Origin of the sequence: Polaribacter ponticola, from assembly GCF_026191475.2 — a bacterium.
Classification (GTDB): Bacteria; Bacteroidota; Bacteroidia; order Flavobacteriales; family Flavobacteriaceae; genus Polaribacter; species Polaribacter ponticola.
Window position 1 is genome coordinate 681,728 of sequence record NZ_JAOSLC020000003.1, and the last position, 13,611, is coordinate 695,338.

Here is a 13,611-nt window from a genome sequence, read left to right on the forward strand (position 1 = left end):
ATAAAACACAAGAACTAGATTTTTATACCATTATTAATACATTTATTTATGGTTTACAATTAGATATTGCGTTTACTGGGTATTTAAGTGCAATTCCTTTTTTACTAATTATATTTTCTACGTTTATAAACCCAAAAGTGATTTTAAAAATTATAAAATGGTATACAATTCCAATTATATTTTTTATTACTTTATTACTATTAATTGATGCTGGATTATACCATGCTTGGGGAGTTCGTTTAGATACTTCACTCCTACCGTATTTGAACACGCCAGAATTAATGGTTTCTTCTGCTTCTACTTTTCAGTTGATAACAGGCATATTTTCATGGATTATTATTTCTTTTATTTTCTTAAAATTATACAATAAAATTCACCTTATAAACAGTAAAAAACTCAACTTTGGCGGTTGGTTAGAAATTCCGCTTTTTTTGGTGATGACAGCCGCTTTAATTATACCAATTAGAGGCGGATTCCAAACAATACCTGTAAACCAAAGTAATGTTTATTTTTCTAGTAAAATGTTCGCAAATCATGCAGCAGTTAATTTTATCTGGAATTTCTTTAACACAATTACACACAAAGAAAACGATACGAATCCTTATATCGCTTTTGATGATAATACTGCGTTAAACATCATCAATAAAACAAAAAATCAACTTTTAAAATCTGATACAGATTCTATTTTAAATACTTCTAAACCTAATGTAATTTTAATTCTTTGGGAAAGTTTACCTGCAAAAATAGTTGGCTCTTTAGGTGGCGAACCCAATGTAACACCTAATTTAAATAGACTTTCTAAAGAAGGAATATTGTTTACCAATTTTTATGCAAACGGAGACCGAACGGACAAAGGAATTCCTGCTGTTTTAAGTGGTTATTATCCGCAACCTATTAAGAGAATTATGAGAATGCCTAATAAAACTAGAAGTTTGCCAATGTTACCTAAAAAGATGATAGATTTAGGGTATAAAACTTCTTTTTATTATGGTGGCGATTTAAATTTTGGCAACATGAATACCTATTTACATAATGCAGGAATTACAGATTTTGTGGATGGTAGCGATTTTGATAAAAGTGATTGGAACTCTAAATGGGGTGCTTATGACGATGTTTTTATGAAACGTTTCGCTAAAGATTTATCCGAAGAAAAGGAACAACCTTTTTTAAAATTGCACTTACATTAACAAGTCATGAACCTTACGAAATAAAAGGAGAATACAAGTTTGGAAAAGATACAGAAGACAATCAATTTAGAAGCGCTCACTATTATACAGATAAAGTTATTGGCGATTTTATAGTTGCTGCCAAAAAACAAGAATGGTACAAAAACACCTTAATTGTTATTATGTCTGACCACGGACACAGTTCTCCTAAACACGAAGGGCCTTATTTTTCTCCTAAGAAATTTAGAATACCTATGCTGTGGTTAGGTGGCGCAGTTAATAAAAATAAAACTGAAATACACACAATTGCTAGTCAAGTAGATTTCTCTTATACTTTATTAGATTTGCTAAAAGCAGATAACAGCGATTTTGTTTTTAGTAAACATCTTTTTAATACTTCAGATAATCAATTTGCACATTATACATTTAACAAAGGTTTTGGAACACTTAATAAAGAGGGTGTATTTTTATACGATTACATTAGTAAAAAACCAATTTTAGAAACTGGTAAAAACACAAAAAAACTAGACTCTTTAGGAAAAGCAATTACTCAAAATTCTTATAATGATTTTTTAAGTAGAAAATAATTTCGTTTGCTTCTAAACTAAAAAAAACAGAAATTCGCTATTGTTGAATACCTAACATCGAAACGTTATATATTCTTAGACACATTGCCTACAAGCTGAAAAAAAAACGAACGTAAAATGAAAATTGAGTTTAATGAAGAACAAAAATTTACACAATGGTGGTTATGGCTGATTTTAATCGGAATCGGAATTTTACCGATTTTCGGAATTTATAAACAATTTATTCTCGGAGAAAAATTTGGAGACAAACCAATGTCTGACTTCGGACTTATAATTTTCTGTGTTTTTATTTTTGGTTTAATAGCAATGTTTTGGTTTATGCGACTGAAAACCGAAATTGACCAAAATGAAATCCGAATGATTTTCTTCCCTTTCGTTAAAAAACAAGTAAATTGGAATGAAATAAAATCCGCTGAAATAGTGAATTACGGATTTGTTGGAGGATGGGGAATTAGACCTTGGACAAAATACGGAACTGTATATAATATGAAAGGAAATAAAGGTTTAGCGATTGAGATTCTTAATGGAAAAAAATTTCTTATCGGAACTCAAAAAGAAACTGAATTAAATAAATTAGTGGAAAAAGCCAGTTGGCAACAAAGTATAAAATTAATGGCTAGTTCTAGCTTGCTTACGAAAAATCCTCGCGGATTTTCTATTCGACTTGTATTTGCTAAATTAGTGGTTTAAACACGCCACTAATCATACACCAAACGTTAGCGAAATGCAAAAATTTAGGTAAAAAAATCCCAAGTTAAAACTTGGGATTTTTATTCATAAAAACTAAAAAGCGAAGTCTATTAAATATTAACCTCTATCAACTTTAATAGAACAACCTATAGCTCTTGTTTCTGTTTTAGTTGGTTTTTCACCTGCTAATAAAGCATCTACAGCGTTTTCTACATATTTTTCTGAAACACTTTCTGGGTTTCTAGAGCTATTATCAATTGCGCCAATATATTCAACTTTCATGGTAGCTTTACTTACAATATACACATGAGGCGTTTTTGTTGCTCCAAACTCTGGATACACTTTTTGACCTTCATCAAATAAATAAGGAAACGTAAAACCTTTTTCCTTTGCTCTCACTTTCATATCTTCAAAACTATCTCCTCTAGAAGCATTTGGGTCGTTTGGATTAATTGCAATTACAGGAAATCCTTTAGATTTATATTTTGCATCTAAAGCATTAATTCTATCTTCATTTGCAACAGAATAAGGACACATATTACATGTAAAAACAATAATAAAACCTTTTGCTTACTTATAATCTGATAAAGAAACCATTTTATCATCATTGTTTTTAAGGCTAAAATCGGTAATTGTATCACCAACCTTATAACCGTCTGCAGTTTTTACTGTAAAGGCAACCGTAGAAATTCCTATAATTGCTAGCATTAATATTGTTTTAAATGTTTTCATTGTCTTTTATTTTATAAAGGTTTTTAATTCGTTCTCTAAAGTTTTATAATCAAATGATTGCTCGTAAAATTTTCTATTACTACTATTGTAAATAATAGTTGCAGGTATTGCTCCACTCCAACTTTCATCAATTGCTTTTATCCAAACATCTTCGTTTACATCATCTAATAAAATAACTTCAGATTGTAATTTTTTCTTATTGATAAAAGGAATTAATTTCTTTTCTACCTGTTTAGGAAAATCTAAACTTACTAATAAAACTTCTACATTATTATCTGCATATTCTTCTTTAATTTTTTCAAAATAAGGCAATTCTTTTACACAAGGTGCGCACCAAGTTGCCCAAAAATTAATTACATAAGTTTTACCGTCTTCTTTTTCTAACAATGGTTTTAACTCATTGTAAGTAACCGTTTTTACTGCAGAAACTTGCAAAACTTCTTGTTTTACTACTGTTTCTTTAGCAACTTCTTTTTTACAAGAGATAAAAGCAATAGAAACTAACAGTAAAAAAAATATTTTTTTATCATTTTATAAATTTACATATTTAAAATTTGCACTAAAAATAATTAACTGATTCTTAACAAAAAACCTCATAAAAATAACTTTATGAGGTTTTATTGTATTGTTTTACAAATAGTTAATCGTAAATTTCGTTTAAAATTTTTGCTAAACGAATTCCTCCTTTTTGCAATTGAGATCTTACAGTTCCAAAATGATTATAAGAATATCTGTAACGCAAATTCTCTCCTTTTTTAACAGAGTTATAAACTTTATTTGTTAGTTTATGTACTTCATTAACCCATTCTACAACTGTACCTTTTTCAATTGCTTCTATTTGCTTTTTTGATAAATCATCTGCATTATCAGCTAATTCAATATAGCTCATTTCCCAATCGTCTATCATTTTACTATCCCAAACACTATGCAAGTTAGTTCCTTTACCAAACCATTGCACTTGTATATCATTTGCTCCTTTATCTTCTTTTCTACCAATATGTAATGGTTGATGTAAATCGCCCACAAAATGAACTAACATTTTTAAATGAAAATTCTTTTCTTCTTCTGTACTTTTTTTATCTTTTAAAACTTTAATACAAGTATTTATACCTGTAACTAAATCGCCTTTAGGATTTTTTTCTGCCTCTTCATAGGTTTCATCTAAATCCATATTTACATAATGCCACGAATAGTATTTATTAAAACTTCTATCCGATTTTATTTCATCTGCAAAAGTAGAAACAAAGGCTAAACTCTGCCCTTTCAATATTTTATCTATGCATTTTTTAGCTTTTCTAGTTAAATGCTTTTCAGCTATTTTACCAGTTGCTCTATGACCATTTTTTCCCCAAAAAAATACTTCATCAGAAGAAGATTTCATAAAAAAAGAAACGGAATTAATAACAGTAGTTTAAATTTCATCAGAATAATTTATAATTAATTTTTAGCTAAAGTATAAAAATATTTACTCAAAAATTTGTTAAATCGTAAAAAAATAGTATATCTTTGTGATATCATTTTAATATCATAAAAAATCTAACATATATGGAAGCAGAAAAAATTATTAAACCAGCAAATGGTTATTTAATGTTACTAGTAGTTTTAACATTATTCTTTGGCGGAATTACAATGTCTATAATACAACAAACACCTCTTTACATACCTTTAATTATTATTGGTTTTATTGGTTTCTTTGGTTTTATTTTGGTAAACCCAAACACTTCTAAAGTAATTTTACTTTTTGGTAAATACGTTGGTACTATTAAAGACAATGGTTTGTATTGGGCAAATCCTTTTTACACAAAAAAGAAAATATCATTAAGAGCTAGTAATTTTGATAGTGAACGATTAAAAGTAAATGACAAACTAGGTAATCCAGTAATGATTTCTACTATTTTAGTTTGGAGAGTTACAAACACTTACAAAGCTGCTTTTGATGTAGACAATTACGAAAATTTTGTACGTGTACAAACAGATGCTGCAGTTAGAAAACTAGCAAGTATGTATCCTTATGATAATTTTGCTGATGAAGGTCATGCAGAAGACATAACATTACGATCTAGTGTAAATGAAGTTTCTGAAGCTTTAGAAAAAGAATTGGAAGAGCGTTTATCTATTGCTGGTATTGAAGTTTTAGAAGCTAGAATTGGTTATTTAGCCTATGCACAAGAAATTGCATCTGCAATGTTAAAAAGACAACAAGCAACAGCTATAGTAGCCGCAAGACATAAAATTGTACAAGGTGCTGTAGATATGGTAGAAATGGCTATAGATGAATTAAATAAAAAGCAAATAGTAGAATTAGACGAAGAACGTAAAGCTGCTATGGTTAGTAATCTATTAGTTATTTTATGTGGTGATAAAGAAGCTTCACCAGTTGTAAATACCGGTACTTTAAGTCATTAATATAAAGAATATAATAAAACATAATTATCTTATAGAAACAAAAAAAAGAACAAAAATGAAAGAATATAAAGTAGTACAACCCAAAATAGGTTTTAGAAATAGGATTGAAAAATATGAAGACTTTTTAAATCAATATGCCAGAGAGGGTTGGGTTTTAAAAAATATAAATATAAATACGGGCACGGTAATTTTTGAGAGAGAAAAAAACAGATAAATGAAAATTTTTAAAGAAGTACAACGTTTTACTCAAACTTGGTTAGTTGTTCTTATAATAATTAGTGGAATTGTACCTATTGCAATAATAGTAAAAGAATATTTTGAAGAAAATACAACAATGTCTACTAATGAATTTATTCTCACTTTAGTTGGTATAACAGTTTCATTAACATTTATTCTGTTCTTTAAACTAAAGACAAGAATCGATGAAAAAGGAATCCATTATCAATTTTTTCCTTTTCACTTTTCTTTAAAAACAATTTTATGGTCAGAAATTAAATCTGCCAAAGTAAGAACATATGATCCTATTGGAGAATTTGGTGGTTGGGGTTTAAAAGGTGGTGCTTTCTGGAACTCTGGAAAAGGAAAAGCAATTAACGTTTCTGGAGATATTGGTATTCAACTAGAGTTAAAAAATAATAAAAAATTATTAATAGGAACCCAAAAAGAATCTGAAGTAAAAAGAGTTTTAAAAACTTATAAACTAAAAATCAACTAATTATGACACGAGTTATTATTTATTTAATTATTTCGATTTTCGGTATTGCTGTTTCATTAGCTCAAGTAAAATCTGAAGAAATTACAATTAAAAATAACGAAATAGAACTTCCAGGTACTTTAACCTACTCTCAAGAAAAATCTCCTTTAATAATTTGGGTACATGGTTCTGGTAACGTAGATAGAGATGGGAATCAAGAGCCAATGATAAAGGCTAATTACATAAAACAATTTAGAGATAGTATTACTAAAAACGGCGTTTCTTTTTTTAGTTACGATAAAAGAACTGCCAATAAAAAAAACATGCCTAGTCTATTAAAAGGTGTACATTTTAGTGATTATGTTTCTGATGTAAAAAAAGTAATTAATCATTTTAAAGATGATAAACGATTTACAAAAATAGTTTTATTGGGGCATAGTCAAGGTTCGTTAGTAGCAATGTTAGCTTCTAAAAACACTCAAAAATTTATATCTGTTGCAGGGCCTAGTTTAAGTGCAGACAAAGCAATTATAAAACAAATTCATGACAAAGCGCCTTTTTTAGACTCAATTACAAAAGCACACTTTAAAGAGCTTTCTAAAACAGGAAAAGTTGAAACCATAAACCCAATGTTACTGTCTGTATTTGCGAAACCTAATCAATCTTTTCTAAAATCGTGGATTCAATACAATCCTACAGAAGAAATTAATAAATTAAATATCCCTGTTTTAATTATTAATGGTGATAAAGATTTACAGGTAAAAACAGAAGAAGCTTTGGCATTGAATTCTGCAAATTCAAAATCTAAATTGGTAATTATAGAAAACATGAACCATGTTTTAAAAGACATTCAGAAAGATGAAAACAATATGAATTCTTATTATTCCGCAGAATTCCCGCTTTCAAAAAAATTAATTAAAACCATTGTTTCATTTGTAAAAAAATAAAATGGCTAAGAAAAAAGCTTTCGCATTGCGAGTTAATGAAGATATGATTAAAGCCATCGAAAAATGGGCTGCAGACGAATTTCGTTCTACAAACGGACAAATAGAATGGATGTTAATGCAAGCTCTAAAAGAAGCTAAACGTGAGCCTAAAAAAAGGAAGAATAATTTTCGGGGCGTTACCTTTCAGGTCGCGCTTTCACTACTCGCTTTTTTATCGTTCCTCTAAAAAGAGCTCAAACAAACCGTTCAATCGCTAACGCAGGCTAATCCGCAAAGGTCATTGCGAGGAACGAAGCAATCTCTTAATTAACTAACAGATAGCTTCGTCATTTTCTTGGTAATGAAAATTTACAAATATGTTAAAAAACGCTCAATTTATATTCAGCGTTTTCTATTTTGTATATTGTTCCCATCAAACTTAATTCAAACAAACTTTAAGATGAAAAAATTATTTACACTACTTTTTTTATGCACAACTACGCTCCTATTTTCTCAAGAATTTTCTATGGAAATGGTAAAAAACATGAAACCTAGAAATATTGGTCCTGGCGGAATGTCTGGTCGTGTAACTTCTATTGATGTTGTAGAAACGAATCCAGAAATTATGTACGTTGGTACAGCTTCTGGTGGTATTTGGAAATCTACTTCTGGTGGTGTAAAATGGAAACCTATTTTCGAAAAAGAATTAACAGCTTCAATTGGTGCAGTTGCCATTCAACAATCTAACCCAAGTGTAATTTGGGCAGGAACAGGAGAAGGAAATCCAAGAAATAGTTTAAATGGTGGTTTTGGTATTTATAAATCTTTAGACGCTGGTAAAACTTGGAAAGCGATGGGTTTAGAAAAAACGCGTCATATTCATAGAGTTATTATTCATCCTACAAATCCAGATATTGTGTATGTTGGCGCAATTGGTTCGCCTTGGGGAGAACATAAAGAACGTGGTGTTTATAAAACAACTGATGGCGGAAAAACTTGGAAACAAATTTTATATAACAATATAAAAACAGGTGCTGCAGATTTAATTATGGACCCTAAAAATCCTAATAAATTAATAGCTTCTATGTGGGAACACAAACGTGATCCTTGGTTTTTTAAATCTGGTGGAAAAGGAAGTGGTGTTTATATTACACACGATGGTGGAGAAAACTGGAAACAAATCACCGAAAAAGAAGGTTTTCCAAAAGGTGAATTAGGTAGAATTGGGGTTGCAATTGCACCTAACAATCCTGATGTGATTTACGCTTTAGTTGAAGCCAAAAAAAATGCATTGTACAAGAGTGAAGATGGCGGATTTAAATGGAAAAAAATTAACGATAAACCGGGTATTGGAAACCGTCCTTTTTACTATTCAGAAATTTATGTAGATCCGCAGAATGAAAATAGGTTGTATACCGTTTTTACTTATATAAATGTTTCGGAAGATGGTGGTAAATCTTTTAAACAATTAATGCCTGCGTATGGTGTAGATAATGGTGTGCATCCAGATCATCATGCTTGGTGGATTCATCCTAAAAACGGAAAATTCATGATTGATGGTAATGATGGCGGATTAAACATTACCAAAGATGGTGGTAAATCTTGGCGATTTATTGGTAATATTCCCGTTGCACAATTTTATCACATAAATGTGGATAATGAATATCCTTATAACGTGTATGGCGGAATGCAAGATAATGGTTCTTGGCGTGGTCCAGCATATGTTTGGAAAGCACAAGGAATTAGAAATTCTTATTGGCAAGAAATTAGCTTTGGTGATGGTTTTGATGTTGTCCCAGATAAAGACGATGCTCGTTACGGATGGACAATGAGCCAGCAAGGTTCTGTTTCTAGATTTGATTATTTAACGGGTAATAATTACAACGTAAAACCTACACATAAAGATGCAAACGTAAAATTACGTTTTAATTGGAATGCTGCTATTAATATTGATCCTTTTGATAATTCAACCTTATATTTTGGAAGTCAGTTTGTACATAAATCAACAGATAAAGGATTAACTTGGAATGTTATTTCTCCTGATTTATCTACCAATAATCCAGAAAAATTAAAACAAGCAGAAAGCGGTGGTTTAACAATGGATGCAACAGGTGCAGAAAACCATTGTACAATTTTGGTAATAGAACCAACTGTTTTAGAAAAAGATGTTTTGTGGGCAGCTACAGATGATGGACAAGTACATATTACTAAAAATGGTGGCGCAGTTTGGACCAATGTTGCAAAAAACATAAAAGGATTACCAGAAAATAGTTGGATTACTCAAATTAAAGCATCTAACAAAAACAAAGGAGAAGCCTTATTAATTGCCAATGATTATAGACGTTTTAATTATACTCCTTATGCTTATAGAACTAAAAATTACGGAAAATCTTGGGAACGTATTGTTGATGAAAACGATGTACAAAGCTATACTTTGTGTATTATAGAAGATCCTGAAAATGAAAACTTACTATTTTTAGGTACTGATGATGGATTGTACGTTTCTATAAACGCAGGAAACAAATGGACAAAATGGACAGAAGGTTTCCCAACGGTTCCTGTTAAAGATTTAGTAATTCATCCAAGAGAAAACGATTTAATTATTGGAACTTTTGGTAGAGCTGCTTGGGTTTTAGATGATATTCGCCCATTAAGAGCTATTGCGAATGGTGCTATTACTTCTAAAAAACTTGCATTATTTGCTCCTCCTGTAGCGTATCAAACAGCATCGCAACAACCAACAGGAAGTAGATTTGGTGCAGATGCAATGTATCAAGGAGAAAACAGAAAACGCGGTGCACAAATTTCTTTTTATATTAATAAACCGAAAGTTGAGAAAAAAGAAGCAAGAGGAAAGAAACAAGATAAGACTCTAAAACAAATTCAGAGTGACACTAAAACCAGTGTCAAATATGATTCTATAAAACTAGAAGTCTTTGATGGAAATAGGAAAATTAGAACTCTAAAATTTAAAACTCCTAAAGAAAACGGAGTTCATAAAACAACTTGGTATTTAAGAGAAAAAGGAGTTGCAAGAGCTTCTAGAAGTATTAGAAAATCGAAAAGGGAACCAAGCGGAGTTACAGTAAAACCAGGAACATATCGTTTAAAAATGACTTTTGGAAACGACGTTTCTGAACAAAATATAAAAGTTGAATTTGACCCTAGACTTCAAATTTCTGAACAAGCGATTACTCAAAAATACAATGCTAGAAAAGAGCTTGAAAAATACCAAGAAAAAATTGCAAACATTGTAAAACAATTGGTAGAAAGCAAAAATACTGCAACATCTTTAAAATCTAAATTAAGTAAAGGAGACAAGAAAAAATATAAAAATGAGATTAAGTCTTCAACTAAAATCATCAAAAAAATAGATACTTTAATTGCTATTTATCTAGGTACAATTGATAAAAGACAAGGAATTACTAGAAATCCAGAAGTTACTGTTAATAATCGTTTTGGAACTGCAAGTTGGTATGTAAGCTCTCGTTTTGGAGAACAAACAGCCACAGAAACGCAGTTGATAAATCAATTTAAAAATGCTTTTAAAGATGCAGTCTCTAAGACAAATTCATTTTTTAATAAAGAATGGATAAATTATAAATCATTAACAGAAAAGATATATATTTCGCCTTTTAAAGAAACTAAAATTTATTCAACAAACTAAATAAAATTATGAATAAAGTAATTATCATTTTATTTTTAAGTCTATTCTCATTTACAATTTACGCTCAAAAATCTGCAGAAAATAAATTAGGTACATGGTATATGTATAATGGTTCTCATAAGGTTTCAGAAAAATTCGCCTTAAAAACAATGGCACATTTTAGGTATTTTGAAGCTGCTAGTGAGTTTCAGCAAGAAATTTATAGATTAGGAGTAAATTATTCATTTAACCCTAAAACAAATGTTACGGTTGGTGTAAGTTATGCAACTGCAGACATAGCTTATGATACGCCCTCTAATAATTTATATGAATATCGTTTTTATGAAGATTTAAATTTAAAATCTAAATGGGGAAAGTTTAATGCTGGTCATAGAATTAGATTAGAACACCGCTTTATTCATAAAAATATTACTGAAGAAACTACTCAAAGTTGGATTCGCTATAACCTTAACATTGGTTATCCGCTTTCAAAAAATTGGAGCGCATATGTTTTTAATGAATTGTTTTTAAATTTAGATAGAGGCAAAAGATTTGCTCAAAACTGGACTGGTGGTGGATTTATTCATAAACTAAACAATAGTATTAAATTTAAAATGGGATATTTTCAAATAAAATCTCCAAATAATGTTTTAAAAAGATTGCAATTAGGTGTTATTTTAAACACGAACCTCACAAAAAAATAAAATATAATGACTGTACCCATTTTTACAAACGATGCTATAGTATTTGGTATTCTAATGCTTTCTTTAGGCTTTGTTTTTTATACAGAAAGTTTAAAATCTGGGTTTTGGCCTAAATTTTACAAAATTGTTCCTGGTTTATTTATGGCCTATTTTATTCCAGCCATTTTTACAACTGTAGGTGTAATATCTCCAGAATGGGAAACAACCAATTCTGTAGGGGAAATTGTAAGTGGTAAATCTCAATTATATTATGTGTCTAGTCGTTTTTTACTACCAGCGGCCTTGGTTTTAATGACATTGAGTATCGATTTAAAAGCCATCTTTAATTTAGGTTCTAAAGCCTTAATTATGTTTTTTACCGGAACTGTTGGTATTATAATTGGTGGTCCTATTGCTATTTTATTGATATCAATATTTTCTCCAGAAACTGTTGGTGGTGCAGATTTTGATGCTGTTTGGAGAGGGCTTTCTACGCTTGCTGGAAGTTGGATTGGAGGTGGAGCAAACCAAACTGCAATGTTAGAAATTTATCAATACAATCCTCAAAAATATGGAGGAATGGTTTTTGTTGATATTGTTGTAGCCAATATTTGGATGGCAATTTTATTAATAGGAATTGGTAAAAAAGATAAAATTGATAAGTGGTTAGGTGCAGATACTTCTGCTATTGAAGAACTAAAAGATAAAGTATCTAAATTTACACAAGGAGTAAAAAGAAACCCAACATTAACCGATTTTATGATAATGCTAGCAATTGCATTTGGTACTGTTGGTTTTGGTCATTTTACATCTTCTTTTTTAAGTTCATTTTTTAATGGTTTAGTAGCAAGTATAGCTTCTGAAACTTGGAGAAATATATTTACATTTTTAGGTTCTGGTTTCTTTTGGTTGATAAGTATTTCTACAATTGTCGCAATTATTTTATCATTTACAAAGGCAAAAAATTATGAAGGTGCTGGCGCAAGTAAATTAGGTAGTATTTTTATTTACATTTTAGTAGCAACCATTGGTATGAAAATGGATTTAGCAATGATTTTTGACAATCTGGGCTTAATTGCTATTGGTATTGTTTGGATGTCTATTCATGCAGGTTTACTAATTTTAGTTGCTAAATTAATTAAAGCTCCTTATTTCTTTTTAGCTGTTGGAAGTCAAGCAAACGTTGGTGGTGCAGCCTCTGCTCCTATTGTTGCACAAGCTTTTCACCCATCATTAGCAACTGTTGGAGTTCTTTTAGCTGTATTTGGTTATGCCATTGGAACTGTAGGTGCAATTTTATGTACTATTTTAATGGAATTATCTGCTACTTTATAAAAAAAACAGCATATTTGCATTCGAAAATTTCAATCAAAATGAGAAAAATTACTGCGGTTTTAGCTTTATCAATATTACTTTTTGCATGTTCTTCTAAAAAAGAAGGAAACATGATTGTTCAAGGGCAAATTAAAGGCCTTAAAAAAGGGACTTTATATCTTCAGAAAATGCAAGATAGTTTGCTAGTTTCTATTGATTCTGTAGCATTATTAGGTAAAGACACTTTTACATTAACAGATTATGTAGAAGAACCGGTAATGTATTATTTAACTTTTGATGGAAATACAACAGATAAGAGAATTTTATTTTTTGGTGAAGAAGCAACAATTACAATTAATGATAAAGTAGACCAATTTGGTTTTGCTCCCGAAATTTCTGGATCTAAAAATCAAGAAATATTAGATAAATATAATGTAGTTAGTCGCAGGTTTCAAGATCAACGTTTAGAATTCATTAAAAAAGATTTTGAAGCTAAACGAGCAAATGACCCAAGTTTAGTAAAAAAAGTAGAAGAGGATTATAATAGATTAGTGAAAAGAAGAGTTCTTTTTACAACCAATTTTGCACTTAACAATGCTAATTTTGAAGTTGCACCGTATATTGCTTTAACAGAAATGTATGATGCTAGCTTAAAAATGTTAGATACTGTTAATTTTTCTTTATCTCCTAAAGTTAAAAAATCTATTTACGGTAAACGTTTTCAAGAATATTTAAATAATATAAAAAATAGCGAGAATAAATAATCG

General features: G+C 29.9%; 12 protein-coding genes and 2 pseudogenes. 11 read left to right on the forward strand and 3 right to left on the reverse strand.

The window, feature by feature from the left end; all coding sequences use genetic code 11:
- The first annotated feature begins 521 nt into the window (after positions 1 to 521).
- Both N5A56_RS08035 and N5A56_RS08040 read left to right on the forward strand, forming a co-directional pair.
- A pseudogene (locus tag N5A56_RS08035) lies at positions 522 to 1,753 on the forward strand (LTA synthase family protein).
- Between the two features lie 117 nt (positions 1,754 to 1,870).
- Positions 1,871 to 2,443 (forward strand): hypothetical protein, encoded by a 573-nt coding sequence (locus N5A56_RS08040; protein ID WP_265724991.1) that lies wholly within the window; start codon positions 1,871 to 1,873, stop codon positions 2,441 to 2,443.
- Positions 2,444 to 2,560: 117 nt separating this feature from the next.
- Here N5A56_RS08040 and N5A56_RS08045 read toward each other — a convergent pair.
- The 3 genes and pseudogenes from N5A56_RS08045 to N5A56_RS08055 all read right to left on the reverse strand — a co-directional run bounded on the left by N5A56_RS08045 (position 2,561) and on the right by N5A56_RS08055 (position 4,556).
- A pseudogene (locus tag N5A56_RS08045) lies at positions 2,561 to 3,175 on the reverse strand (thioredoxin family protein).
- A 6-nt stretch (positions 3,176 to 3,181) separates the two neighbouring features.
- Positions 3,182 to 3,610: a TlpA disulfide reductase family protein gene (locus N5A56_RS08050; protein WP_265724992.1), complete on the reverse strand. Its 429-nt coding sequence runs from the start codon at positions 3,608 to 3,610 to the stop codon at positions 3,182 to 3,184.
- Positions 3,611 to 3,815: 205 nt separating this feature from the next.
- Positions 3,816 to 4,556, reverse strand: a complete 741-nt coding sequence (locus N5A56_RS08055) for a S1/P1 nuclease (protein WP_265724993.1) — start codon at positions 4,554 to 4,556, stop codon at positions 3,816 to 3,818.
- A 164-nt stretch (positions 4,557 to 4,720) separates the two neighbouring features.
- Between N5A56_RS08055 and N5A56_RS08060 the strand changes: the two genes are divergently transcribed.
- The 9 genes from N5A56_RS08060 to N5A56_RS08100 all read left to right on the forward strand — a co-directional run bounded on the left by N5A56_RS08060 (position 4,721) and on the right by N5A56_RS08100 (position 13,608).
- Positions 4,721 to 5,581, forward strand: a complete 861-nt coding sequence (locus N5A56_RS08060; protein WP_265724994.1) for an SPFH domain-containing protein — start codon at positions 4,721 to 4,723, stop codon at positions 5,579 to 5,581.
- A gap of 55 nt (positions 5,582 to 5,636) precedes the next feature.
- Positions 5,637 to 5,795, forward strand: coding sequence for a DUF4177 domain-containing protein (locus N5A56_RS08065; RefSeq protein ID WP_265724995.1), 159 nt, complete (start codon positions 5,637 to 5,639; stop codon positions 5,793 to 5,795).
- On the forward strand, positions 5,796 to 6,296 hold the full coding sequence (locus N5A56_RS08070; protein ID WP_265724996.1) for a hypothetical protein: 501 nt from the start codon (positions 5,796 to 5,798) through the stop codon (positions 6,294 to 6,296).
- Between the two features lie 2 nt (positions 6,297 to 6,298).
- A complete protein-coding gene (locus tag N5A56_RS08075; protein WP_265724997.1) occupies positions 6,299 to 7,222 on the forward strand; it encodes an alpha/beta hydrolase family protein in 924 nt (307 codons plus the stop codon).
- Position 7,223: 1 nt separating this feature from the next.
- Positions 7,224 to 7,448, forward strand: coding sequence for a type II toxin-antitoxin system antitoxin (locus N5A56_RS08080; protein ID WP_265724998.1), 225 nt, complete (start codon positions 7,224 to 7,226; stop codon positions 7,446 to 7,448).
- A gap of 213 nt (positions 7,449 to 7,661) precedes the next feature.
- Complete coding sequence (locus tag N5A56_RS08085) at positions 7,662 to 10,868, forward strand: WD40/YVTN/BNR-like repeat-containing protein (protein WP_265724999.1); 3,207 nt, start codon at positions 7,662 to 7,664, stop codon at positions 10,866 to 10,868.
- 8 nt (positions 10,869 to 10,876) lie between these two features.
- Positions 10,877 to 11,551, forward strand: a complete 675-nt coding sequence (locus N5A56_RS08090; protein ID WP_265725000.1) for a DUF2490 domain-containing protein — start codon at positions 10,877 to 10,879, stop codon at positions 11,549 to 11,551.
- A gap of 6 nt (positions 11,552 to 11,557) precedes the next feature.
- Positions 11,558 to 12,865, forward strand: coding sequence for a DUF819 family protein (locus N5A56_RS08095; RefSeq protein WP_265725001.1), 1,308 nt, complete (start codon positions 11,558 to 11,560; stop codon positions 12,863 to 12,865).
- 38 nt (positions 12,866 to 12,903) lie between these two features.
- Complete coding sequence (locus tag N5A56_RS08100) at positions 12,904 to 13,608, forward strand: DUF4369 domain-containing protein (protein ID WP_265725002.1); 705 nt, start codon at positions 12,904 to 12,906, stop codon at positions 13,606 to 13,608.
- The last annotated feature ends 3 nt before the right edge of the window (positions 13,609 to 13,611 follow it).

Excerpts from the sequence above, each read along its gene's own strand:
- N5A56_RS08100 (WP_265725002.1), top strand. The coding sequence starts at position 12,904 with ATGAGAAAAATTACTGCGGTTTTAGCTTTATCAATATTACTTTTTGCA.
- N5A56_RS08055 (WP_265724993.1), bottom strand. The coding sequence starts at position 4,556 with ATGAAATCTTCTTCTGATGAAGTATTTTTTTGGGGAAAAAATGGTCAT.
- N5A56_RS08080 (WP_265724998.1), top strand. The coding sequence starts at position 7,224 with ATGGCTAAGAAAAAAGCTTTCGCATTGCGAGTTAATGAAGATATGATT.
- N5A56_RS08090 (WP_265725000.1), top strand. The coding sequence starts at position 10,877 with ATGAATAAAGTAATTATCATTTTATTTTTAAGTCTATTCTCATTTACA.
- N5A56_RS08075 (WP_265724997.1), top strand. The coding sequence starts at position 6,299 with ATGACACGAGTTATTATTTATTTAATTATTTCGATTTTCGGTATTGCT.
- N5A56_RS08065 (WP_265724995.1), top strand. The coding sequence starts at position 5,637 with ATGAAAGAATATAAAGTAGTACAACCCAAAATAGGTTTTAGAAATAGG.
- N5A56_RS08070 (WP_265724996.1), top strand. The coding sequence starts at position 5,796 with ATGAAAATTTTTAAAGAAGTACAACGTTTTACTCAAACTTGGTTAGTT.
- N5A56_RS08095 (WP_265725001.1), top strand. The coding sequence starts at position 11,558 with ATGACTGTACCCATTTTTACAAACGATGCTATAGTATTTGGTATTCTA.
- N5A56_RS08060 (WP_265724994.1), top strand. The coding sequence starts at position 4,721 with ATGGAAGCAGAAAAAATTATTAAACCAGCAAATGGTTATTTAATGTTA.
- N5A56_RS08085 (WP_265724999.1), top strand. The coding sequence starts at position 7,662 with ATGAAAAAATTATTTACACTACTTTTTTTATGCACAACTACGCTCCTA.
- N5A56_RS08040 (WP_265724991.1), top strand. The coding sequence starts at position 1,871 with ATGAAAATTGAGTTTAATGAAGAACAAAAATTTACACAATGGTGGTTA.